General features: G+C 70.2%; 21 protein-coding genes. 8 read left to right on the forward strand and 13 right to left on the reverse strand.

Annotated features, from left to right (window positions below; translation table 11 throughout):
• Positions 1-16 precede the first annotated feature (16 nt).
• Positions 17-1,045 carry a DUF6282 family protein gene (locus tag ACFO27_RS15290; RefSeq protein WP_376818123.1) on the forward strand — a complete coding sequence of 343 codons (1,029 nt, stop codon included), beginning with the start codon at positions 17-19 and terminating at the stop codon, positions 1,043-1,045.
• A gap of 460 nt (positions 1,046-1,505) precedes the next feature.
• Here ACFO27_RS15290 and ACFO27_RS15295 read toward each other — a convergent pair whose 3' ends face one another.
• From ACFO27_RS15295 to ACFO27_RS15330, 8 genes are all read right to left on the reverse strand, one after another.
• Complete coding sequence (locus ACFO27_RS15295) at positions 1,506-3,887, reverse strand: autotransporter domain-containing protein (RefSeq protein WP_376818124.1); 2,382 nt, start codon at positions 3,885-3,887, stop codon at positions 1,506-1,508.
• Positions 3,888-4,087: 200 nt separating this feature from the next.
• Positions 4,088-6,025: a DNA helicase RecQ gene (recQ, locus tag ACFO27_RS15300; protein ID WP_376818125.1), complete on the reverse strand. Its 1,938-nt coding sequence runs from the start codon at positions 6,023-6,025 to the stop codon at positions 4,088-4,090.
• A gap of 8 nt (positions 6,026-6,033) precedes the next feature.
• Complete coding sequence (gene ruvA, locus ACFO27_RS15305; protein ID WP_323025098.1) at positions 6,034-6,618, reverse strand: Holliday junction branch migration protein RuvA; 585 nt, start codon at positions 6,616-6,618, stop codon at positions 6,034-6,036.
• A 61-nt stretch (positions 6,619-6,679) separates the two neighbouring features.
• On the reverse strand, positions 6,680-7,228 hold the full coding sequence (ruvC, locus tag ACFO27_RS15310) for a crossover junction endodeoxyribonuclease RuvC (RefSeq protein ID WP_376818126.1): 549 nt from the start codon (positions 7,226-7,228) through the stop codon (positions 6,680-6,682).
• 13 nt (positions 7,229-7,241) lie between these two features.
• Positions 7,242-8,837: a bifunctional phosphoribosylaminoimidazolecarboxamide formyltransferase/IMP cyclohydrolase gene (gene purH / locus ACFO27_RS15315; protein WP_376818127.1), complete on the reverse strand. Its 1,596-nt coding sequence runs from the start codon at positions 8,835-8,837 to the stop codon at positions 7,242-7,244.
• A 42-nt stretch (positions 8,838-8,879) separates the two neighbouring features.
• On the reverse strand, positions 8,880-9,119 hold the full coding sequence (locus ACFO27_RS15320; RefSeq protein ID WP_323025095.1) for a helix-turn-helix domain-containing protein: 240 nt from the start codon (positions 9,117-9,119) through the stop codon (positions 8,880-8,882).
• 18 nt (positions 9,120-9,137) lie between these two features.
• Positions 9,138-10,148, reverse strand: a complete 1,011-nt coding sequence (dusB, locus tag ACFO27_RS15325; RefSeq protein WP_376818128.1) for a tRNA dihydrouridine synthase DusB — start codon at positions 10,146-10,148, stop codon at positions 9,138-9,140.
• Positions 10,149-10,185: 37 nt separating this feature from the next.
• Positions 10,186-11,337: an FAD-dependent monooxygenase gene (locus tag ACFO27_RS15330; RefSeq protein WP_376818129.1), complete on the reverse strand. Its 1,152-nt coding sequence runs from the start codon at positions 11,335-11,337 to the stop codon at positions 10,186-10,188.
• A 109-nt stretch (positions 11,338-11,446) separates the two neighbouring features.
• Between ACFO27_RS15330 and ACFO27_RS15335 the strand changes: the two genes are divergently transcribed.
• Entirely contained in the window at positions 11,447-12,304 is an 858-nt protein-coding gene (locus ACFO27_RS15335) for a cytochrome c oxidase assembly protein (RefSeq protein WP_376818130.1), read from the forward strand.
• A gap of 31 nt (positions 12,305-12,335) precedes the next feature.
• Complete coding sequence (locus ACFO27_RS15340) at positions 12,336-13,823, forward strand: M48 family metalloprotease (protein WP_376818131.1); 1,488 nt, start codon at positions 12,336-12,338, stop codon at positions 13,821-13,823.
• A 63-nt stretch (positions 13,824-13,886) separates the two neighbouring features.
• Here ACFO27_RS15340 and ACFO27_RS15345 read toward each other — a convergent pair whose 3' ends face one another.
• The 4 genes from ACFO27_RS15345 to ACFO27_RS15360 form a co-directional block, all read right to left on the reverse strand.
• Positions 13,887-14,972, reverse strand: a complete 1,086-nt coding sequence (locus tag ACFO27_RS15345) for a YheT family hydrolase (protein WP_376818132.1) — start codon at positions 14,970-14,972, stop codon at positions 13,887-13,889.
• Positions 14,973-15,014: 42 nt separating this feature from the next.
• Entirely contained in the window at positions 15,015-15,437 is a 423-nt protein-coding gene (locus ACFO27_RS15350) for a YybH family protein (protein ID WP_376818133.1), read from the reverse strand.
• A 22-nt stretch (positions 15,438-15,459) separates the two neighbouring features.
• Positions 15,460-15,669 carry a zinc-finger domain-containing protein gene (locus tag ACFO27_RS15355; RefSeq protein WP_323025088.1) on the reverse strand — a complete coding sequence of 70 codons (210 nt, stop codon included), beginning with the start codon at positions 15,667-15,669 and terminating at the stop codon, positions 15,460-15,462.
• A gap of 61 nt (positions 15,670-15,730) precedes the next feature.
• The gene (locus ACFO27_RS15360; RefSeq protein ID WP_323025087.1) at positions 15,731-16,651 is read right to left on the reverse strand and encodes a branched-chain amino acid transaminase; all 921 of its coding nucleotides are present in this window, start codon (positions 16,649-16,651) and stop codon (positions 15,731-15,733) included.
• Between the two features lie 129 nt (positions 16,652-16,780).
• Between ACFO27_RS15360 and ACFO27_RS15365 the strand changes: the two genes are divergently transcribed.
• The gene (locus ACFO27_RS15365) at positions 16,781-18,166 is read left to right on the forward strand and encodes a DEAD/DEAH box helicase (RefSeq protein WP_376818134.1); all 1,386 of its coding nucleotides are present in this window, start codon (positions 16,781-16,783) and stop codon (positions 18,164-18,166) included.
• 62 nt (positions 18,167-18,228) lie between these two features.
• Here the strand turns inward: ACFO27_RS15365 and ACFO27_RS15370 are convergent, their stop codons facing one another.
• Complete coding sequence (locus ACFO27_RS15370) at positions 18,229-18,606, reverse strand: thioredoxin family protein (RefSeq protein WP_376818135.1); 378 nt, start codon at positions 18,604-18,606, stop codon at positions 18,229-18,231.
• A gap of 64 nt (positions 18,607-18,670) precedes the next feature.
• Between ACFO27_RS15370 and ACFO27_RS15375 the strand changes: the two genes are divergently transcribed.
• The 4 genes from ACFO27_RS15375 to phaP all read left to right on the forward strand — a co-directional run bounded on the left by ACFO27_RS15375 (position 18,671) and on the right by phaP (position 22,137).
• Positions 18,671-19,462, forward strand: coding sequence for an EI24 domain-containing protein (locus ACFO27_RS15375; protein ID WP_376818136.1), 792 nt, complete (start codon positions 18,671-18,673; stop codon positions 19,460-19,462).
• A 12-nt stretch (positions 19,463-19,474) separates the two neighbouring features.
• The gene (locus ACFO27_RS15380) at positions 19,475-20,353 is read left to right on the forward strand and encodes a competence/damage-inducible protein A (RefSeq protein WP_376818137.1); all 879 of its coding nucleotides are present in this window, start codon (positions 19,475-19,477) and stop codon (positions 20,351-20,353) included.
• Between the two features lie 238 nt (positions 20,354-20,591).
• Positions 20,592-21,341: an IclR family transcriptional regulator gene (locus ACFO27_RS15385; RefSeq protein ID WP_465251353.1), complete on the forward strand. Its 750-nt coding sequence runs from the start codon at positions 20,592-20,594 to the stop codon at positions 21,339-21,341.
• Positions 21,342-21,564: 223 nt separating this feature from the next.
• Positions 21,565-22,137, forward strand: coding sequence for a TIGR01841 family phasin (phaP, locus tag ACFO27_RS15390; RefSeq protein ID WP_376818138.1), 573 nt, complete (start codon positions 21,565-21,567; stop codon positions 22,135-22,137).
• Positions 22,138-22,369: the final 232 nt, after the last annotated feature.

Raw genomic sequence — 22,369 nt, forward strand, 5'->3', positions numbered from 1 at the left:
CGGGACGGAACGCTACATGTTTGATTCGGACAACGAAATTCTGGACTTTCTGCGCCGGGGCGGGGTGGTCGATACGCACTACCATGTCGGTCCCGAACTCGTGATGCGCCGCTACAACGTCAAGACGCTGGCGGACTGCGCCCGGCCTTACAACGCGGCGCTGGTGCTCAAGAACCATACCTACGCCACAACCGCTCTCGCGTCCCTGGCCCGGGCCGAGTTCGGCGTGGATTTCTACGGCGGCGTCGTGCTGAACCACTACGTCGGCGGCCTCAATCCCGAGGCGGTCGTGGGCGCCGTGTCCGGCAACAAGGCGGATGTCACCGCCGCCCGGCCGGACGCGAGCCCCGTCGTCGTCTGGATGCCGACGGTCGATGCGGCGTCCCACATCGAGACCTTCGGGTTCGGATTCGACCCGAAATGGTCCGGATGCTGCGTGTCCGATTCCTGTCACGCGGGCCACACGTCGGAAGCCGCGCCCGGGGCGGAGCCGTATCGGCGGGATCCCGTGGTCGCCTTTTCGGTGGCCTCGGATGGCTTGAGGCCCACGGCGGAATTGATCGCCGTGCTGGAGACGCTGGCGGCGAACGGCTGCGTCCTGGCGACGGGGCATCTGTCCGCCGCGGAGGTCCTGCGGCTGGTGCCCCTGGCGGTGGAAATGGGCGTGCGCAGGATTATTCTGACCCACCCCCATTATCCGTCGGTGCGGCTGTCCGATGCCGAACTCAGGCAACTGGTCGGTTTCGAGAACGTGTACATCGAGCATTGTTTTGCGATCCATACGCAGGACGGCGTGGCGCTCGAGCATTTCGCGGATTCCATCTGCTTCACCGGACCGGAACGGGTCGTCCTGTCGACCGATTTCGGCCAGATCAACAGCGAGGGCTTCCCGGACGGGACCCTCACCTACATGAAGGCGATGGCCCGGCTGTTGAAGGGCCGGATTTCCGAGCGGGACTTCCTGGACATGTTCACGGCGAACGGCCGCAGGGCGCTGGGGATGGATGCCGTATTCCAAGAACCCGACTTCACGGCCTCCGCCTAGAATTCCAACGTCGGCGAGCAGGTAGCCGATCACGCCGTACTGGGGCGGCTGCGGGTAGCGCTCCAGCACGACGTGGCCGCCGCGTTCACCCGCCACCGACGGGCAGCCCAGGTTGCGGTCGATGATGCCATCCTTCAGCAAGTCGGTTTCTTCCGGATCCCCCGGGCCTTGGGGCTGGCGGTACAGCTCCTGGCCATTCAGCCTCAGTACCTGGTGGTTGTCTGTTTCCATGCCGTTTTCGCACTCGAACATGCCTTTTGGGGGGGGACGACGTGCATGGATTCGGCCCTGGCCGGGCCGGGCGGCGATACCGCTTTCGTCGTTCATAGGGCGTGCCTTGGTCCGCCGGCATGCAAAGCGCGTGACGGATCATGGAATCCGTCACGCGCGGGGTCACCCCTGGGTGGGATGAAGCTGTCACGGTCTCCTCAAAGGAGGCCGGACGACCGCTGAGACACGCTTAAAACGCGTACTTCACCGCCGCAGCGCCCCCGAAGCCTTCGCGCCGGCCGACGTACGCTTGCAGGCCGATGTCGATGCTCAGGGCCTGGTTGCGTGTGGGAGTGATGCCCAGGCCCAGTTCGAAGACGCCGGTGTCGCCCTTGAGGCTGGGGCTGGGAGTGTCGAAACCGTAGACCGTGGCGCGGGCGACGCCGTCGAACTCGTGTTCCCAGGCGGCGCCGGCCCAGACGCGGGTCTGGTCGCCGTAGGCGTGGACGAAGCGCGCGCCCAGCCGGGTGCGGCTGGAGTCGGTGGCCTTGAAATCGTAGGGGGCGCCAGCGACGTCGGCGCTGTCGCCGCCCAGATGGGTCCAGAAATATTGGGCGTACAGGTCGGCGCTGGACCGCTGGCCGATGGGCAGGCGCCAGCCCGCGCCCAGGTGGGCGCCGACGTAGGTGGCGGCGCTGTCGTACGAGGCGGTTTGTCCGTTGGCGCCTTTCAGGTCCTTGCTGCTCCAGTCGCTGTCCAGCCGGCCGGCGCGCAGGGAGGCTTCGGCGTAGGCGCCCAGGTCGGGCGTGGCGCGGTCGAAGTCGTAGTGCGCCAGCACCCCGGCGCCGACGTAGTGGCTGTTGCCGCTGCCACGCGGGGATTGGCCTGAAAAGTTGTTGTCACTGTCGTGGCTGCCGTAACCGGCTTCGATGAAGGGGCCGACCGTCAGCGATCCTGCGCCGGGGGCGAAACGCCGGGCGACCCCGGCCATCAGCGAGACGCCGTCGACGGTGACGTGCGAGCCCGATTCATAACGCGAATGTCCGCCGGTGACCGCGCCAAAGGCGGTCCAGTTGCCCGAGGCAGCGGCGCCGCGGGCGCGGTTCATGCCCAGGCCGGCGGCCAGATCGCCGCCCTGATTGGCCAGGGCCAGCATGCTGGCGCGGCCTTCGACGGGAGCTTTGCTGGCCTCGCTGGCGTCCGCGCCCTGGACCGTGGCGGTCAGGGCCGTGCCATCGTTGACCACGTCGAACTGGTAGTCCAGGGCGAAGCCCTGATGGCCGGTGATCCGGGTGGGGGTGGCGGAATAGGTGGTGGAGTTCAGGCCCGCCGCGTTGCTGAGCAGCGTCGCCTGGGTGCCCGTCGCCAGGACACCCGCATCGCTGGCGACGTCGATGGCGGCGCGGGCGGCGTCGAGGTCCGTGGCGGCGCCGCCGCCGATCGTCAGCATGGGGGTGGCCGCCGACACGTCCTTGGGCAGCAGGAATTGGTAGGTGTCGAAGCTCTTGACTTGTTGGACGGTGATCCCGGCGGAGCGGACCTCCAGGGTGTTGTTGCTGACGGTGGTGGGACTTGCGCCATCAGCGCCGATCAGTGTGGCCGCGGCGAGATCGGGTGTGCCGGCCAGGATGATGCGGTTGTCCCGGATGGCGCCTGTTTGAGACTGGCCGGCAAAGACCGTGCCGGTGACCTTCGCGCTGTCCAGGATGGACACGGTATTGCCGATGGCGTCGCCGTCGGTCGCACCACTGGCCGCGAGTGCGGTAGATGTCGTCACGCTGTCGCCGCTGAGGATGATGTGATTACCGGTGACGGTACCGTTTTTCTGCGCAAAGCCGCCGGTCAGCAATCCGTCAACCTGTGCGTGATCCGTGATCAGGATGGTATTGCCGCTGGCATTGCCGTCCACGCTGTAGCCGCCGTAGGAGTTGTCGATCAGTGTGGAGACGCTGTAGCCGCCGAAGACGAGCTGGTTGCTCGATGCGTCGCCCTTGCTGACGCCGCCGCGGATAAAGCCGTTGATCTGAGCGTGATCCTGGATGGAAACAATGTTGCCATTGGCCTTGCCAGCGGGGGCGTGGCCGCCGTAGAGGGGGCTATCGTTGATGACTCGTGCATCATCCAGGATAGAAATGAGGTTACCGATAGCGTCGCCGTTTTGCGCGTATCCCCCTCGGATGTAGATGGCGGAAATCGTGCTGTTACCGCTCAGGATGATGCGATTTTCAACCGCGTGGCCGTTGACGCTGGCATCGGTAGAGCCGCCTGTCAAGGTCGCCTTGAGCCCTGCGCTGTCCGTGACAAGCAGGGTGTTACCGCTGACGCTGCCGTGCGCGCTGTAACCGCCGTGGACGTAGAAGGTGGATGGGATGCCTGAGCCGTTTATGGTGACTTGGTTGTTGAGCGCGTCACCTTGCAGGCTGTAGCCTCCCCTGACGTAGAGGACGCCCGGATCGGTATCGATGAATACGCGGCCGCCGCTGGCGTCGCCCGTCGTGGCGCAGACGCCGATGTAGTCGGAGCCGCACGCAGTGCCCGTGCTGCCCCCGCTGTTGGCCGCCCACGCGGGGACGGAAAACGCGGCCAGGCAGGCCAGGGTGGCGGCGCAGGGCCGCAAGTGGATGGATTGCATGGATGCTCCCGGAGTTCTTGTTCTTGGGCGGGGTGAAGCGCCGCCTCCCAGCCTGAAGGCTAGGCAAGACCGGTCTTTCGCGCATCCTGCAAATGTATGAAAATGCGTGCGGATTCGGGGTTTTCCCCAGCGTGGACGGGCGGCGTGGCGCAGGCCCGCCGACCGGATCGGCATGACCGGGTACGCACCCGGCCCATGCGCTAATCCCGGATCTGCCCCACGCAGGCCACGACATCCGGGCCATAGGTTTCCAGCTTGCGCGCACCCACGCCGCTGACGCCGGCCAGGGCGTCCAGGCTGTCGGGATTGCGCAGGGCGATCTCGCGCAGCGTGGCGTCGTGGAAGATCACGTAGGCCGGCACATTGTGTTCGCGGGCCGTGCGCGCGCGCCAGGCGCGCAGGTGCTCGAAGCGCGCCAGGGCGTCGGGCGGCAGGGCATCCAGCTGCGCGGCCGTGGTGGTGCGCTGGCGGCCGGGCTTGGCGCGCTTGACCGCCACGGGGCGCAGCATCAGGGTGCGCTCGCCCTTCAGCACGGCGCGGCTCGCCTCGGTCAGCGCCAGGGTGCCGTAGCCTTCCAGGTCCACTGTCAGCAGGCCCAGGGCCAGTGCCTGGCGCAGGATGCCGCGCCAGGCGTCCGCCGTCAGGTCCGCGCCCACGCCGAAGACGCTGAGCGTGTCGTGCCCGTGCTGTTTCACCCGGTCGGTCATCTGGCCGCGCAGGACGTCGATCAGGTGGCCGCCGCCGAAGCGCTGGCCGCGTTCGCGCATCAGTCGGTAGACGGCCGACAGCAGCTTCTGCACGGCCACCGTGCCGTCCCAGGCGGCGGGCGGTTCCAGGCAGGTGTCGCAGTTGCCGCAGGGCTCGATCGTCTGGCCGAAATAGGCCAGCAGGTCCTGGCGCCGGCAGGTGACGGTCTCGCACAGGGCCAGCATGGCGTCCAGCTGGCGCATCTGGCGGCGCTGGTGCAGGGCGTCGCCCTCGGAATCGTCGATCATGCGCCGCTGCTGCACCACGTCCTGCAGGCCGTAGGCCAGCCAGGCGTCGGCGGGCAGGCCGTCGCGTCCCGCGCGGCCGGTCTCCTGGTAGTAGCCCTCGACGGATTTGGGCAGGTCGATGTGGGCGACGAAGCGCACGTCGGGCTTGTTGACCCCCATGCCGAAGGCGATGGTGGCGACCATGACGATGCCGTCCTCGCGCAGGAACCGGGCCTGGTGCTCGGCGCGGGTCCGGGCGTCCAGTCCGGCGTGGTAGGGCAGGGCGGCGATGCCGTTGCGCGACAGGAATTCCGCCGTCTGCTCGACGCGCGAGCGCGACAGGGCGTAGACGATGCCGCATTCCCCGGCGTGCTCGGCGCGGATGAAGTCCAGCAACTGGCGCCGCACCTCGTGCTTTTCGACGATGCTGTAGCGGATGTTGGGCCGGTCGAAGCTGGCGACGAACTGCGGGGCGGCGTCCAGCGACAGGCAGGCGACGATGTCGACGCGCGTGGCGGCGGTGGCGGTGGCGGTCAGGGCGACGCGCGGCACCCCGGGCCAGCGCTCGGCCAGCAGCTTCAGTTCCTGGTATTCCGGGCGGAAGTCGTGGCCCCATTGGGATACGCAGTGGGCCTCGTCGATGGCGAACAGGGCGATGCGCCCGCTGTCCAGCAGTTCCAGGCAGCGCGGGGTCAGCAGGCGTTCCGGGGCCACGTACAGCAGGTCCAGCTCGCCGCGCACGAAGGCGCGCTCGACCTCGCGGGCCTGGCCGGGCGTCTGCGACGAATTCAGGAAGGCGGCGCGCACGCCCAGTTCGAGCAGGGCGTCGACCTGGTCCTGCATCAGGGCGATCAAGGGCGAGATGACCACGCCCGTGCCCGGGCGCACCAGGGCCGGGATCTGATAGCACAGGGACTTGCCGCCGCCCGTGGGCATCAGCACCAGTGCGTCGCCGCCGCCGATGATGTGTTCGATGACGGCCTGCTGCTCGCCCCGGAAGGCGTCGTAGCCGAAGACCTCGCGCAGGGCGTCCAGGGCGTTCGCGTAGCGCGGCGGTTGCGCGGGCGCCGCGTCGCGCGGCCCGGCCGCCCGGCCGCCGCCGGGCGAGGCCGCCACGGGCTGGCCGTCCTCGTCCCAGAAGGGGATCGGGTCCTCGTCGTGCATGTCGGTCCTCAACCCCTGGCCAGGGCCTTCAGGGCCTGGCGGATGCCGTCGGACACGCTCAGGCCTTCGGGCAGGGCGGCCATGGCGCGACGGGCCTCGGCGGCGGAATAGCCCAGGGCTTCCAGGGCGTTGAGCACGTCGTTGCCGCCGGCGGCGGACGGCGCGCCGTCCGGCCGCGCCGCGCCCGGCACCGCGCCGAGCTTGTCGCGCAGTTCCAGCAGCAGGCGTTCGGCGGTCTTCTTGCCGATGCCGGGCACCTTCACCAGGCGGCCGGATTCCTGGCGCTCGACCGCGTCGGCCAGGTCTTCGACGCTCAGGCCCGACAGCACGGACAGGGCCGTGCGCGCGCCGATGCCGCTGACCTTGATCAGCGCCCGGAAGGCGGCGCGCTCGGCCGGTGTGGCGAAGCCGTACAGCACGTGGGCGTCCTCGCGGATCGCCAGGTGGGTGTGCAGGGTCACGGTCTGGCCCGCGGGGGGCAGCTTGTAGAGCGTGCTCATGGGCACGTCGATCTCGTAGCCCAGGCCGCCGGCCTGGACGCAGACCGTGGGGGGGGACAGCTCGATCAGGGTACCGGTGATGCGGCCGATCATGTCGGACTCCGTCGTTCGGGTTGGATGCGGGCCTTGGGCCGCATGAGGGCGCGGGTTTTCATCAGGACACCAGGCGTCCGGTGCGCAGGCGCCGCCGGCCCGTGGACAGGGTTTCGGGCGCCAGCGCCTGCAGCCGCACGGCCAGGGGCGCGCAGTGGGCGTGGCAGATGGCGCAGGCCAGCGCGTCGGCGGCGTCGGGGGCGGGCTCGCCGTCCAGCGACAGCAGGCGGCGCACCATGGCCTGGATCTGTTCCTTGGAGGCGCGTCCGGTGCCGACCACGGCCTTCTTGATCTGCAGCGCGGTGTATTCCTGCACGTCCAGGCCGCAGTCGGCCAGCGCGCACAGGGCGGCGCCGCGCGCCTGGCCCAGCAGCAGGGTCGAGGCCGGGTTGGCGTTCAGGAAGACTTTCTCCAGCGCCGCCTGGTCCGGCCTGACGTCGCGGGCGACCTCGCGCAGATTGTCCAGGATGACCTTGAGGCGCCCGTGCAGGGGCAGGGCGGGCGGCACGACGATGGTGCCGCTGGCCACGTAGCGCAGCCGCGCCCCCAGGGCTTCGATCACGCCGAAGCCCGTGCGCCGCAAACCCGGATCGACTCCCAGGATGATCATCGAGGCCGGCGCGTCAATGCCGGAAGTGGCGGGCGCCGGTGAAGACCATGGCGATGCCGCGTTCGTCGGCGGCCGCGATGACTTCGTCGTCGCGGATGCTGCCGCCCGGCTGGATCACGCAGGCGGCGCCCGCGTCGGCCACCACGTCCAGGCCGTCGCGGAACGGGAAGAACGCGTCCGAGGCGACCGCCGAGCCCTTCAGCGTCAGGCCCGCCTTTTCGGCCTTGATCGAGGCGATGCGGGCCGAGTCGATGCGGCTCATCTGGCCGGCGCCCACGCCCAGGGTCATGCCCTGGCCGCAGAACACGATGGCGTTGGACTTGACGAAGCGGGCCACGTTCCAGGCGAACAGCAGGTCGCGCATCTGGTCCGCGGTGGGGGCCAGGCGGGTGACGACGCGCACGTCGGCCTCGGTGGCCTGCAGGTCGTCCGGGTCCTGGACCAGCCAGCCGCCGCCGACGCGCTTGACGTCGTAGGGGTTGTGGGCCGTGCCCAGCGGCGCTTCCAGCACGCGCACGTTCTTCTTGGCGGCCAGCAGGCCCAGGGCGGCGCCGGTGTAGGCCGGGGCGATCAGGACTTCCAGGAACTGTTCGGAGACGGCCTGCGCGGCGGCCTCGTCCACGGTGGTGTTGAAGGCGATGATGCCGCCGAAGGCCGAGGTCGGGTCGGTCTTGAAGGCCTGGCGGTAGGCCGACAGGGCGTCGGCGCCCAGGGCCACGCCGCAGGGGTTGGCGTGCTTGACGATGACGCAGGCGCCCGTCTGGAAGCTGCGCACGCATTCCCAGGCGGCGTCGGCGTCGGCGATGTTGTTGTAGGACAGTTCCTTGCCCTGGATCTGGCGATAGCCGGCCAGCAGGCCCGCGCCCACCTGGGCGTCGCGGTAGAAGGCGGCGCCCTGGTGCGGGTTCTCGCCGTAGCGCAGGGCCTGTTCGCGGCGCATCTGCACGGTCAGCACGCGCGGCCAGGCCTCGCGTTCCGGCACGTCGGCGGGGGCGGGCTCGCGCGCCGCCAGGCTGCTGAGGTAGGCGGCGATGGCACCGTCGTAGGCGGCGGTGTGGGCGTAGACCTTGGTGGCCAGCTCCAGGCGCAGGCCGTAGGACGGCTGGCGGGCCGGGCCGTCCATGTCCGCCAGCACGCGCGGATAGTCGGCCGGGTCGATCACCACCGTGACGCCGCCGCCGGCGGGGGAGCCGTGGTTCTTGGCCGCCGAGCGCAGCATGGCCGGACCGCCGATGTCGATGTTCTCGATGGCGTCGGCCAGGACGCAGTCCGGCTTCGCCACGGTTTGCTGGAAGGGGTACAGGTTGACCACCAGCAGGTCGATGGGGGGGATGTCCTGTTCTTTCAGCGTTTGCAGGTGCGCGGGGTCGTCGCGGCGCGCCAGCAGGCCGCCGTGGATGCGCGGATGCAGGGTCTTGACCCGGCCGTCCAGGATTTCCGGCGAGCCGGTGTGGGCGGCGACTTCGGTGACGTTCAGGCCGGCCTCGGCCAGCAGGCGGGCGGTGCCGCCGGTCGACAGGATGGAGACCCCGCGCTGGGCGAGGGCCTGGGCGAATTCGACGATGCCCGATTTATCGGACACGGAGATCAGTGCGGTCTGGATGGTCATGTCGGCAACAGGGAAGGAAGGAAAAAACGGGTGGGCGGGCCCCTAGGCCTGGATCTGGTGCGTCTGGAGCTTCTTGCGCAGGGTGCCGCGCGTGATGCCGAGCATGTCGGCCGCGCGCGTCTGGTTGCCCCCGGTGCGTTCCAGCGCGACTTCCAGGACGGTACGCTCGACGCACAGGCCGACCATGGACAGCATGTCGTGCGGAGTGGACTCGCCCAGGTCTTCGAAATAGCGTTCGAGCTGTTCGCGGACGGCTTGTTCCAGGGGGGTGGTGGTGCTCATGTCGGATCGATCGGAGAATCAGTGAAGGGAAGGCGCGGGTTCCAGGACGGCGTCGGCGGGCTGTTCGTCGAACCACCGCCGCAGGGCGTCGGACTGCAGCGCCGTGCTGTCCAGCGTCATGATGCGCGGCAGCAGCGTGTCGGCGCCCGGCAGGCCGGCCAGGTACCAGCCGATGTGCTTGCGGGCGCTGCGCACGCCGGTGCGCTCGCCGTAGAAGGCGTAGTGGTCGTCCAGGTGGCTCAGCAGATGTTCGCGCAGTTCGCCGTAGGTGGGCGGCGGCAGGTGGGTGCCGTGCGCCAGGTAGTGGGCGATCTCGCGGAAGATCCAGGGCCGCCCCTGGGCGGCGCGGCCGACCATGATGGCGTCGGCTCCAGTGTAATCCAGGACGCGGCGGGCCTTTTCCGGCGAATCGATGTCGCCGTTGGCGATCAGCGGGATGCGGATTTCCCGGCGGACTTCCCGCAGGGTGTCGTATTCGGCCTGCCCGGCGTACAGGTCGCAGCGGGTGCGGCCGTGCAGCGTTAGGGCGGCGATGCCGCAGTCTTCCGCCAAGCGGGCGATGCGCACGGCGTTGCGGCTGTCGCGGTCCCAGCCGGTGCGGGTCTTCAGGGTGACCGGCACGCCCAGCGGGGCGCAGGCGGACACCACACGGTCCAGGATGCGGGCGACCAGGGCCTCGTCGCGCAGCAGCGCCGAGCCGGAGGCGACGTTGCAGACCTTTTTCGCGGGGCAGCCCATGTTGATGTCGATGATGCGCGCGCCCTTGCGGACGTTGAACACGGCGGCCTCGGCCAGCATGCCGGGGTCGGCCCCGGCGATCTGCACCGCCACGGGGTCGGGCTCGCCGTCGTGGTTCAGGCGGCGCGCGGTCTTGACGCTGTCCCACAGGCGCGGGTTGCTGGCCGCCATTTCCGAGACCGCGTAGGCCGCTCCCAGCGCCTTGCACAGGCGCCGGTAGGGGCGGTCGGTGACCCCCGCCATGGGGGCCACGCAGACGGGGTGGGGCAGGGTCCAGGATCCGATGCGCATGGCGGGCATTGTAGGCCGTCCGGCTGGGGGCGCCGCCCTACAGCCGCTGGCCCTGCAGCAGGTGGCGGGCCAGGGGCTTGCGCAGCGCCGGCAGCAGATCCAGGGCGGCCAGCCCCAGCCCGCAGGCATGGCGCAGCAGCGGATTATCCGTGGCGAACAGGCGCGGCAAAGTGTCGGTGACGCCCAGGGTCAGCGCGCGGTCGGCGCGGCGCCGCCGCGCGTGGCGTTCCAGCAGGGGCTGGATCGGGGCGTCGGGTGCCGCCAGCCAGGGCCGCAGCGCCTGGGCCAGTTGGGCCACGTCGCGCAGACCCAGGTTCAGTCCCTGGCCGGCGACCGGGTGCAGGGTCTGGGCGGCGTTGCCCACGGCCACCAGGCCCTGGCCCTGCAGACAGGGACCGGCGTGCAGGGCCAGCGGGAAGGCGTGGGCCTCGCCCACCCGCCGCAGGCGGCCGAGGCGCTGGCCGAAGGCCGCCTGCAGCGCCGCGTCGAATTCGGCGTCGGGCAGGCCGAGCAGGGCCCGGGCGCGCTCCGGCGGCACGCACCAGACCAGGCTGTAGAGGGCGTCGCCGGCCGGATGCGGCAGCAGGGCCAGCGGGCCGGTGCGGGTGAAGCGCTCGAAGGCGCGTCCCGGCCACGGGGCGGCGGCCCGCACGGTCGCCAGCACGGCGTGCTGGCCGTATTCTCGATGCAGGCCCTGGGGGCGGGCGCCGTCGGACAGCAGCGCCAGGCGCGCGGTGCGCGGCCCGTCCGCCAGCCGCAGCCGCACGGGCGAGCCCGCCTGGGGCCGCCGCGGCCGTTCCGGCAGCAGGGTGACGCCGGCGCGGCGCACGGCGGCGTAGAGCGTTTCGAGCAGGTCGTCGTAGGCCACCACGCAGCCCAGCCGGGGAACCCCCAGCTCAGCCTGGTCGATCAGCGTGCGTCCCAGGTGCCCGGCCTGGGACACGTGCACGGTCAGGATGTCGGCGGCGCGCTCCGGCCAGGCGCCCAGGGTTTCCAGGAAGCGGCGGCTGCCGTGGTTCAGGGCCAGGGCGCGCGGGTCGATGGCCTGCCCGGCCGGGCGCGGCGCGGGTTCCGGGCCCATCAGGGCGATGCGCGCGGGGTCCGGGGCCGCGTCCGCCAGGCTCAGGGCCAGGGCGCAGCCGACCGGGCCGGAGCCCAGAATGGCGATGTCGTAGGTCGGAAGGGCCATGGCGCGTGATCGAAAGCAGCAAAAGGGTCTATTTTAGAGTGATGCTTTAAACTGGGGTACTTGCTAAGCTCTGCCGCCCGGTTGCGGGCGTGGATTGAAACTGGATCTCATGGACGTACTCGCCTGGCTGCAGCCTTGGGAATTCTCGCCCGCGCTGGTGCTGGCCTTCGCGGCTTCGGCGTGGCTGTTCCTGCGCGGCCGCCGCGTCCATCGCGTCGGGGTCGCGCGCCAGTCCCTGTTCTGGATCGGCTGGATCGTGCTGTACCTGTCCATGCACACCCAGCTGGACTATTACGCCGAGCGCATGTTCTTCATCCATCGCCTGCAGCACCTGGTCCTGCACCACCTGGGGCCGCTGCTGGTCATGGGCGCCTATCCGGGCCAGGTCATGCGGGCCGGCCTGCCCCTGGCCTGGCGGACGCGGCTGGCGGCGGCGCGCCGGACGTCCGGCCCCGTCCGCGCCCTGGAAGCCCTGGCGACGCACCGCTTCCTGGTCCCCCTGCTGTTCCTGATGATGGTGCTGGTCTGGCTGGAACCGACCGTGCAGTTCTATTCCATGCTCGACTGGCGGCTGTATCGGCTCATGAACTGGGCGGTGGTGATCACCGGCCTGATGTACTGGAACCTGATCCTGGACCGGCGGCCCCATCCGCCGGCGGCGATGTCGCCCGGGGGGCGGATCTTCTCGCCCGTCTTCACCATGGCGCCGCAGATGGTCGCCGGGGCGGTGATCGTCTTTTCCGAACACGACCTCTATCCGGTGTTCGACCTGTGCGGCCGCGCGCTGCCCGGCTTCAGCGCGCTCGACGACCAGGTGATCGGCGGGCTGATCATGTGGGTGCCGGCGGGCCTGATCGAGACCTTCGGGCTGCTGGTGGCGCTGGGCACCCTGATGCGGCTGTCGGCCCGCAACCGCCTGCCGCAGCCCCGGCGGCGCACGGCGGCCCGGCCCGCGGGCGCGGCCTGAGGCGGCGTTGGCCGTGGATAAGGGATTTGCCATGAAGATCTGGATGCGCCGCGCGGGCGCGGGCCTGAGCCTGGCCGGCGCCCTGGCGGCGGGCGTGCCGCCCGCCTGGGGCCAGCCCATGGGTCTGCCCTCGATGGGGGCGGCCTCGTCGTCGGAACTGTCCCCCGCGGTGGAACGCACCCTGGGCCAGGCCATCATGGAACAGGGCCGCCAGGACCCCACCTACATCGGCGACCTGGACATCAACCAGTACCTGACCGCGCTCGGACGGCGGCTGGCCGCCCATGCGCCGCAGGCGCTGGCGCAGGACATCACGGTGTTCGCCGTGCGCGATCCCTCGATCAACGCCTTCGCCCTGCCGGGCGGCTACATCGGCGTCCACAGCGGCCTGGTGGTCGGCGCGCAGAGCGAGTCCGAACTGGCCGGCGTGCTGGCGCACGAAATCGGCCACGTCATGCAGCGCCACATCGCCCGGGGCATCGCCCAGCAGTCCCAGGGCACGGGCATCATGGTGGCCAGCCTGATCGGCGCCCTGCTGGCGGCCCTGGCCGGCCAGGGCGACCTCGCCATGGGCGTCGCCACCTTCGGCCAGGCCGCGGCCATCGACCGGCAGCTCGGTTTCTCCCGGGGCGCCGAGCAGGAGGCCGACCGGGCGGGGCTGCAGATGATGCGCCAGGCCGGCTTCGATCCCCGGGGCATGCTGGCCATGTTCCGCCGCCTGATGAACGCCTCGCGCCTGAACGAAGGCACGGGCGGCGGCTACGCCTCGACCCACCCGCTGTCCATCCAGCGCCTGTCGGACATCGAGAACCGCATCGAAGGCCAGCCGGCCGTCGCCGCGACGCCCGACCCCGAGTTCTGGTTCGTGCGCGCCCGCCTGGCCCTGATCCAGGCGCGCGACCATGCCGACCGCCAGCGCCTGCGGCAGACGCTGCGCAGCGAGGCGCGCGACCTCCAGGGCGTGCGCCAGGCGGCCGCCCTGTACGGCCTGGCCTCGCTGGACAAGGCGGAAGGCGACCTGGCCGGCGCGCGCGCGCAGCTGGCCCAGGCGCAGCAATCCGCGCCGGCGGCGGCGCCGCAACTGGACATGCTGGCGATCCAGCTCGCCGGCGCGCAGGGGCCGGCCGCCGCCGTGGACGCCTCGGCGGCGGCCTGGAAGCGCTGGCCCCGCAGCCAGGGCGTGGCCGCCGAACGCGCCCGCGCCCTGCAGAAGGCGGGCCAGGACGCCGCCGCCGCCGATTTCCTGCAGGCCGCCACCCGGCAGTGGCCCGACACGCCGGAATTCCAGAAGCTGCTGGCGACCAGCCTGCAGCGCCTGGGGCGCGAGGTCGAGGCCCACGAGGCCATGGCGAGCTATTTCGAGCAGACCGGCGCCCTGCCCACGGCGGTCGAGCACCTGCAGCAGGCGCGGACCCTGTCGAAGGACTTCTACGCCCAGTCGCGGCTGGACATGCGCATCCGCGCCCTGCGCGAACGCCTGGACAACCAGCGCGCGCTGCTGGAGCCTTTCAAGAAGTAGGGCCCGGGCGTGGCCCCGCGGAGAGGCAGGCCTTCGGCGCTCGCGGGGCCCGGGCGGCCGGATTCAGTCGCCGGCCTCGAAGAAACGCAGCAGCCGCGCCGGCAGCCAGCGCAGGTGCCCCGGGAACATGCCGGTGACGAAGCCCGCGTGCCCGCCCTGGGCCGGCTGGTGCAGCAGCACGTCGCCGGACGCGTCCCGGGAGCCCGGCAGCGAGGCTTCGGGCACGAAGGGGTCGTTGCGGGCGTTCAGCACCAGCGTGGGCGTGCGGATCGCCGGCAGCAGCGGCAGGCTGGCCGCGCGGGTCCAGTAGTCCAGCGCGTTGAGGTAGCCGTGCATGGGCGCGGTGTACAGGTCGTCGAATTCGCGCAGGCTGCGCATGTTCTGGGTGCGCGAGACGTCCACCGAACCGGGGAATTCGCGGGCCTTGTCGAAGATCTTGCGGCGGATGCTGCGCAGGAAATAGCGGGAATACAGCTGCCGCCCCCAGGCGGTGTCCGACAGGCGGCGGCCGCAGGCGGCCAGGTCCATCGGAACGGAAACCGCGGCCGCGGCCCGCAGCCCGTGCGGGCCGCGGGCCGATTCGCCCAGCAGCTTCAGCAGGGCGTTGCCGCCCAGCGAGATCCCGGCGGCGTGCCACTCGGCGCCCGGCAGGCGGGCGCGGACGTGGCCGAGCATGAAGTCGATCTCGGCCGAGTCGCCGCTGTAGTAGGCGCGCGCCATGCGGTTGGGCACGCCCGAGCAGCCGCGGAAATGCGCCGCCGCCACGACCCAGCCGGCCGCGCGGAAATCGTGGGCGATCGCCTGCATGTAGGGGCTCAGGCTGTTGCCTTCGAGGCCATGGAACAGGATCAGCGCGGAGCCGCCGCCCGCCAGCGCGGCCCAGTCGGCTGCTTCGATCCAGCGCCGCGCCGCCGTGCCCACCAGGCCGGACTCATGCGGCGAGGCCTGGCCGCCGGGCCGCTGGTTGGGGTTCAGGCCGGGGCCGCACCAGTCCAGGTCGATGAAATCGCCGTCCGGCGTGTCGACCCGTTCGCGCACGAAGTGCAGGGCGGGATGCTGGGCGCAGAAGGCCCCGTAGAGGGTCTGGGCATGGCCGCCCGGCAGCCAGGCCGGCACGGGGCACACGCCGGTGTCGATGCGCGCGGTCATTGATCGTCCTCGCGCCTGGAACGGTCCGGCACGCTCATGAATTCAATGAAGCGTCCGCGAGGGATCGGGCCGGTCGAGCAGCTCGGCCTCGCGGGGCGCGGCCGAGGCGTGGTGCACGATCATCCGCCAGCCCTCCGGGCCTTTCTGGTAGATGTTGGTGGTGTAGAAATTCAGGGTGTCCTTGCCGCGCGGGGTGTTCACCATGATCTGCTCGATCAGCACGTGGACGGCGTTCATCACGCCCGTCATCGCCTTGACCTGGGCCGGGAAGGCGGCGATCGGGCCGTTGGCGAAGAGGTGTTCCCAGCCTTCCCTGACGGCCCGGGGGCCGAGGGTCCGCAGGCCGCCCGGGTGGATGCAGGCCACGTCCTCGTCGTCGCTCCAGACGCGCATCATCAGGGCGGCGTCGCCCTGGCGCATGGCTTCGTAGAAGGCGTATTCCGCTTCTTCGGGCGTGGGGAACATGGGCGGGAGGCTCGGCGGATCCCTAGTGTCCGTGCACCTTTTCGCCCTCGCGCAGGGCGTAGCGGGTGCCGCAGTACTGGCAGCGGGCCACGTGGCTCTTGACGACCTCGATGTAGATGCGCGGATGCTGGCTCCACAGGGGCGCCTTGGGGCCGGGGCAATAGACCGGCAGGTCTTCGGCGCCGACTTCGACGATGTCCTGGTTGCGGGCGGTTTCGGGCACGCTGCTCATGGTGTTTCCTGAAAAAAGGGCCGGACGGGCGGGCCGTCCGGGTTGGGGTTCGGGTTGGGTGTCAGACCTTCGAGAGCCAGTGGTGGTATTTCGGCGTCTTGCCGGACACCGCGTCGAAGAAGGCCTTCTGGATCCGGGTGGTGACCGGGCCGCGTTCGCCGGCGCCGATCTGGCGGCCGTCGATCTCGCGGATCGGGGTGACTTCGGCCGCCGTGCCCGTGAAGAAGGCTTCGTCGGCGATGTACAGGTCGTCGCGGGTCAGCCGGCGCGATTCCACCCGCACCCCCAGGTCGGCGGCGATCTGGTGGATGGAGGCCCGGGTGATGCCGGTCAGGGCGCAGGCGATGTCCGGCTCGTAGAGCACGCCGTCGCGCACGATGAACAGGTTCTCGCCGGAGCCTTCGGCCACGAAGCCCTGGGTGTCCAGAAGGATCGCCTCGTCGTAGCCGTGGTCCAGGGCCTCGGCGTTGGCGAGGATGGAGTTGGCGTAGGTGCTGGCGATCTTCGCGCGCGGCATGGTGACGTTGACGTGCTGCCGCGCGTAGGACGAGATCTTGACGCGGATGCCCTGTTTCAGGGCTTCTTCGCCCAGGTAGGCGCCCCAGGCCCAGGCGGCGATGGCGACGTGCACCGAGGCGCCCCGGGGCGAGACGCCCATCTTTTCGGAGCCGTAGAACACCAGCGGCCGGATGTAGCAGGATTCCAGTTCGTTGCGCCGCACGACCTCGATCTGGGCCTCGGAGATCGCCTCGCGCGAGAAGGGGATCTTCATCTGGTAGATGTGCGCCGAGTTGAACAGGCGCTTGGTGTGGTCTTCCAGGCGGAAGATCGCCGTGCCGTGGTCGGTGCGATAGGCGCGGACCCCCTCGAAGACGGCCAGGCCGTAGTGCAGCGAATGTGTCAGCACGTGCGTGGTCGCGTCGCGCCAGGGCACCAGTTTGCCGTCGTACCAGATCACCCCATCTCGATCAGCCATGGACATCGCCGTCTCCCGGAATTTGTCAGGGATTCATTGTACCAATTGCCCGGCCCGAGGCGATGCAGGCTAAAATGGGGAGTTCATGAACGCGTGGGGCCGGATTTCCGGGTGCCTGCGCACCCTATCCTACGAATGACCGACACCACTCCCCAAGACTTCACCGCCGAAGCGCCCGTTCCGTTCGCCCAGTTCGGATTGCATCCCGGCATCATGCAGGCCATCGAGGCCACCGGCTACGTATCCGCCACCCCGATCCAGGCCAAGGCCATCCCCATCGCCATGTCCGGGCGCGACGTCATGGGCGCCGCCCAGACGGGCACGGGCAAGACCGCCGCCTTTTCCCTGCCGATCCTGCACCGGCTGATGCCGTTCGCCAACAGCAGCGCCTCGCCCGCGCGGCATCCCGTGCGCGCCCTGATCCTGACGCCCACGCGCGAGCTCGCCGACCAGGTGCACTCCAACGTCGCCCAGTACAGCCGCTTCGTGCCCCTGCGCACGGCGGTGGTGTTCGGCGGGGTCGACATCCGCCCGCAGCGCGACCTGCTGCGCCAGGGCTGCGAAATCCTGATCGCCACGCCGGGCCGCCTGCTCGACCACGTCGAACAGCGCAACGTCAACCTCGGCCAGGTCGGCATCCTGGTGCTGGACGAGGCCGACCGCATGCTGGACATGGGCTTCCTGCCGGACCTGGACCGCATCATGCGGCTGCTGCCGCCGGGCCGCCAGGGCCTGCTGTTCTCCGCCACCTTCAGCCCGGAAATCCGCAAGCTCGGCCGCACTTTCCTGCGCACCCCGGTCGAGGTCGAGGTCGCGCGTCCCAACGCCACGGCCGACACCGTCACCCAGATCGCCTATCCCCTGGAAGGCGAGGCCAAGCGCCGGGCCGTGGTTCATCTGGTGAAATCCCGCCAGCTCAACCAGGTCATCGTGTTTTCCAACACCAAGATCGGCTGCAGCCGCCTGGCCCGCCAGCTGGAACAGGACGGCGTGCGCGCCGAATCCATCCACGGCAACAAGACCCAGATCGAGCGCATGAAGGCGCTGGACGCCTTCAAGGCCGGCACGCTGGAAGTCCTGGTGGCCACCGACGTGGCCGCGCGCGGCTTGGACGTGGCCGGCGTGCCCTGCGTGATCAACTACGATCTGCCGCGCAACGCGGAAGATTACGTGCACCGCATCGGCCGTACCGGCCGGGCGGGCGCCTCGGGCGAGGCCATCGCGCTGTTCGCGCCCGAAGAAGAGCGCTATCTGCTGGACATCGAAAAACTCATCAAGACCAAGATCCCGCGCGGCGAGCTCGAACTGCCCCGCAGCGTCCCCCGCCGCCGTCCGGTCGGCGGGCATCACGGGGCGCCGGGCTGGCGCGGCGCGCCCGAGGCGCCGCAGGACGACTTCTTCTCCCGGCCCTACGAACCCGCCGCCGCGCCCGCGGCGCGCACCGAGGCCGAATCGCGCCCCGCCGTGGTGCCGGCGCGCCGGCCCGTGGGGGTTCTGCTGGGCGGCGGCAAACCCGCCTGAACCAGGCCCGCATCCCGCCGTATCGCACCGTGGGTTCGCCTCGCCGTGCGAGAGCGCCGTCTTCAGTTCCGCGCCAGCGCGTCCAGGCTGCCGGGGCCGGCCGCCTGCACCGGCAGGTCCGCGGCACCGTCGATCAGCCGCCGCAGCTGTTCCGCGCGCGGCTGCACGGCGCCCCAGTAGCGCGTGCCGTCCCGGTCCTGCACCAGGATCGTGGGAAAGTTCTCGATGTCCTCGTCGCCCAGCCATTCGGGGCTGTCCTCGACGTCCACCCACAGGAAGGTCCAGCCGGGGTATTCGTCGGCCAGCGCTTCCAGCAGGGGGCGCCAGGCGTCGCAGGTGCGGCACCAGGCGGCGCAGTAGCAGGCCACGCGGCGGCCCGAATCTGCGGCCAGCCGGTCGCGCAGGGCTTGCGGGGCGGCGTGCGGATCGAACAATTTCATGCAGACAGGCATCCCGTTCTTTGAATAAGATGATTGTATGGGTTCTCAAGGATCATCCCGCTCCATGACGCATCAAGACCTCGCCCTGCGCGATCCCCGTTCCGCCCGCGGCCTGGCGCTGGTCGGACAGGCCTTCCGCCGCGCCGCCGCCAGCCAGCTGCATCCGCGCATGATCGCGGCCCTGTTCCTGCCCTTCGTGATCGCCTTCCTGGGGGCGGTGCTGCTGCTGTGGTTCTTCTGGCAGCCGCTGACCGGCTGGCTGGACCAGGAAGCCTCGTCCTGGGGCCTGTTCAACACCATCGACGGCTGGCTCGTCGCCGTCGGCCTGTTCTCGCTGAAGCTGTGGCTGGTGCCGCTGCTGGCGGCGGGCCTGCTGCTGCCCATGGCCGGCATCCTGGGGCTGGTGATCGCCGCCGTGTTCGTCATGCCCATCGTGCTGCGCCACCTGGAGCACCGCGAGTACCGTGGCCTGAACCGCCAAGGCCGCAACACCACGGCCCTGGGCGTCTGGAACGCGATCTGGGTCGGGCTGCTGTTCTGCCTGGGATGGCTGTTCACCATGCCCCTGTGGCTGATCCCGCCCATGGCCCTGGTGCTGCCGGTGTTCTGGTGGGCCTTCGCGCTGAACCGCATGCTGCGCGTGGACGCCATGATCGAACACGCCAGCCCGGCCGAGCGCCGGCTGCTGTGGCGGCGCCACAATCGCCAGCTCTGGCTGATCGCGGCCTGCCTGGCCGTCGTCAATCTGATCCCGCTGTTCTGGCTGGTGATGCCGGTGTTCTCGGCGCTGGTGTACGCGCACTTCTGCCTGGAAGCCATCCGCCGCCTGCGGGCCGAAACCGTCATAGATGTCTGACCTGGAAATCCGATGATGAACTCCGAAGCCGCCGGCGGTGCCGGCCTGTCCGCCCCGCAGGCCGCCTGCGGGCCCGATGCCTGTCCTGTTCCCCAGGCGCCGCCGCGCGTCCGCCTGATCGCCATCGGCGACGAGATCCTGTCCGGGCGTCGCCAGGACAAGCATTTCGCCCGGCTGATCGAGCTGCTGCAGGAACGCGGGCTGCGGCTGCACGCCGCCGAATTCATTTCCGACGACGAGGACGACATCGTCGAATGCCTGCGTCGCAGCTTCGCCACGCCGGATCTGGTGTTCTGCTGCGGCGGCATCGGCGCCACGCCCGACGACCGCACCCGCCAGGCCGCCGCGCGCGCCCTGGGGGTGCCGCTGGCGCTGCATACGGAGGCCGCCCGCCTGATCGGCGAGCGCTGCGCCGAAATGGCCGCCAAGGGGCAGGGCAGCGCCGACATGTCCGCCCCTGAAAATCAGCAGCGGCTGCAGATGGGCGTATTCCCCGCTGGCTCGGAAATCATCCCGAACAGCTACAACAAGATTCCCGGCTTCTTCATCCGCGATCACAGCTTCATGCCCGGCTTTCCCGTGATGGCGCACGCCATGATGGCCTGGACGCTGGATACGCGCTATGCCCGCTGGCACCACCGCGAGTCCCGGGTCGAGCATTCCTTCCTGGTGTTCGGCATGCCCGAATCGCGCATCACCCCGGCGCTGGAAGCGCTGGAGCGGCGCTGGGCGGGCATCCGCGCCTTCAGCCTGCCCAACGTCGGCGACTCGGGCGGCCCGCCGCACATCGAGCTGGGGGTCAAGGGCGCTCCCGAGGCCGCCGCCGAGGCCCTGGCCTGGCTGCGGTCCGAGGTCCTGTCGCTGGGCGGCAGGCTCGATCCCCCGGCCTGAGCGGGCGTCTTCCCCGAGGCCGCCCGCCACGTCCCGGAGGGCGGATGCGCTGCCGGGACGGTTCAGGCCAGGTGCTCCGCGCCGGCCAGAAAATGCTTGCCATGCGGTCCGTTTTTTCATAGTATGGAAAAATGGCGCGATGCAACAAAGTGAGTAAATGGCACGTCTTCCCCACACTTCCGCTTCATCCGCACACGGCACCCCGGCGCTCGCCGCGGCGTCCGGCGATCATGGCGCGGTGACGATCCAGGTCCTGGACCGCGCCATGCGCATCCTGGATGTTCTGGCCGGGCAGCGCGACCCGGTCACCTTGAAGGAACTGTCCGCGGCCACGGGCCTGCACGCCTCGACGGCGCACCGCATCCTGGCCGACCTGACCGTGGGCCGCTACGTCGAGCGCGTGGACAGCGGTCTGTACCGCCTGGGCATGCGCCTGCTGGAACTCGGCTCGCTGGTCAAGGGGCGGCTGGACGTGCGCGCGGCGGCCATCGGCCCGATGCGCGAACTGCATCGCCAGACCGGCCAGACCGTCAACCTGTCGCTCGTCCAGGGCGACGAGATCGTCTACATCGAACGCGCCTGGAGCGAACGGTCCGGCATGCAGGTGGTGCGCGCCATCGGCGGCCGGGCGCCCCTGCACCTGACCTCCACCGGCAAGCTGTTCCTGTCCATGTGGGACGCCCGCAGCGTGCGCAGCTACGCCATGCGCACGGGGCTGGCCGGCACCACGCGCAACAGCATCACCCAGGTCGACCAGCTGGAACGCGAGCTCGCGCTGGTGCGCCGGCACGGCTATTCGCGCGACAACGAGGAACTCGAGCTCGGCGTGCGCTGCATCGCGGCCGGCGTCTACGACGACACCGGGGCGCTGCTGGCTGGACTGTCCCTGTCGGCTCCCGCCGAGCGCATGCGGGACGACTGGATTCCGCTGCTGATGAGCACCAGCGCCCGCATCTCCGAGGCCCTGGGCTACGAGGCGCAGCACTGAGCCCGGCGCCCGCCGCCGAGGCCGCGGGCGGCCGCGACCGGCTCCGCAACCGATGCGTGCGCGCCACAGCTTGATGATTTTGTTGCGCTGCAACAAAATAAGTTGACATCCCCGCGCATTCCTTTAAAATTCTTTTTGTGCGTCGCAGCAAAACCGCTGCGATCGGGAAGGTGCCGGGCATTGTGCCTCTGAGGAAACCTTCTACCATTGACAAGGAGTCATCATGAGCGCAAATCAACAATCCCTACTGGCCTCCCAGAAGGCCGTCATCGACAACCTGCTGGCCGTCCAGGGCACGTTCTTCAGCGGCTTCGAGAAGCTGGTCGACCTGAACCTGAAGGCCACCAAGGCCGCCTTGGAAGACGTCGCCCAGAAGTCCCAGGAAGCCGCCGAGCTGAAGGACGCCCAGGAACTGCTGGCCTTCACGTCCGCCCTGGTTCGCCCGGAACAGGCCGTGGCCTACGGCAAGGACGTCTATGAAATCCTGGCCGACATCCAGGGCGACCTGAGCAAGCTGGCCGAAGCCCAGCTGGCCCAGGGCCAGAAGCAGGTGTCCGAAGTGGTCGAGCAGTTCGCCCGCAACGCCCCCACCGGCTCCGAAGGCGCCGTGGCGCTGCTGAAGTCCTCGCTGGCCACCGCGACCAACGCCTACGAGTCCGCCTCCAAGGCCGCCCGCCAGGCCGCCAGCGCCGCGGAATCGAACTTCGCCGCCGCGACCAACGCCACCCTGAAGGCCGCCGCCGACGTCGGCAAGGCCGCCAAGACCGGTACGCGTTCGCGCCGCGCCGCCAACTGATCGGCACGGGTCGCGCCGGCGGGCTTCACCGCCCGCCGGTCCAGGCCCGATCCCGGACGGGGAAACCCCGTCCGGGAACCCGACCCCGGAACGAAAGTCCCGGGGTCGTTTTTTTTTGCCGCATGCGGCCGCCAGCCCGTCCGGCGCGGATACCGATTCCGGCCGTTCAGCCGCGCGTCATCCGCCTCAGCGCGCGTTTGCGTTTTTGCCGCCGGGCCGCCCCAAGGCAAAA

The organism is Castellaniella denitrificans (assembly GCF_042653765.1).
Classification (GTDB): domain Bacteria; phylum Pseudomonadota; class Gammaproteobacteria; order Burkholderiales; family Burkholderiaceae_B; genus Castellaniella; species Castellaniella denitrificans.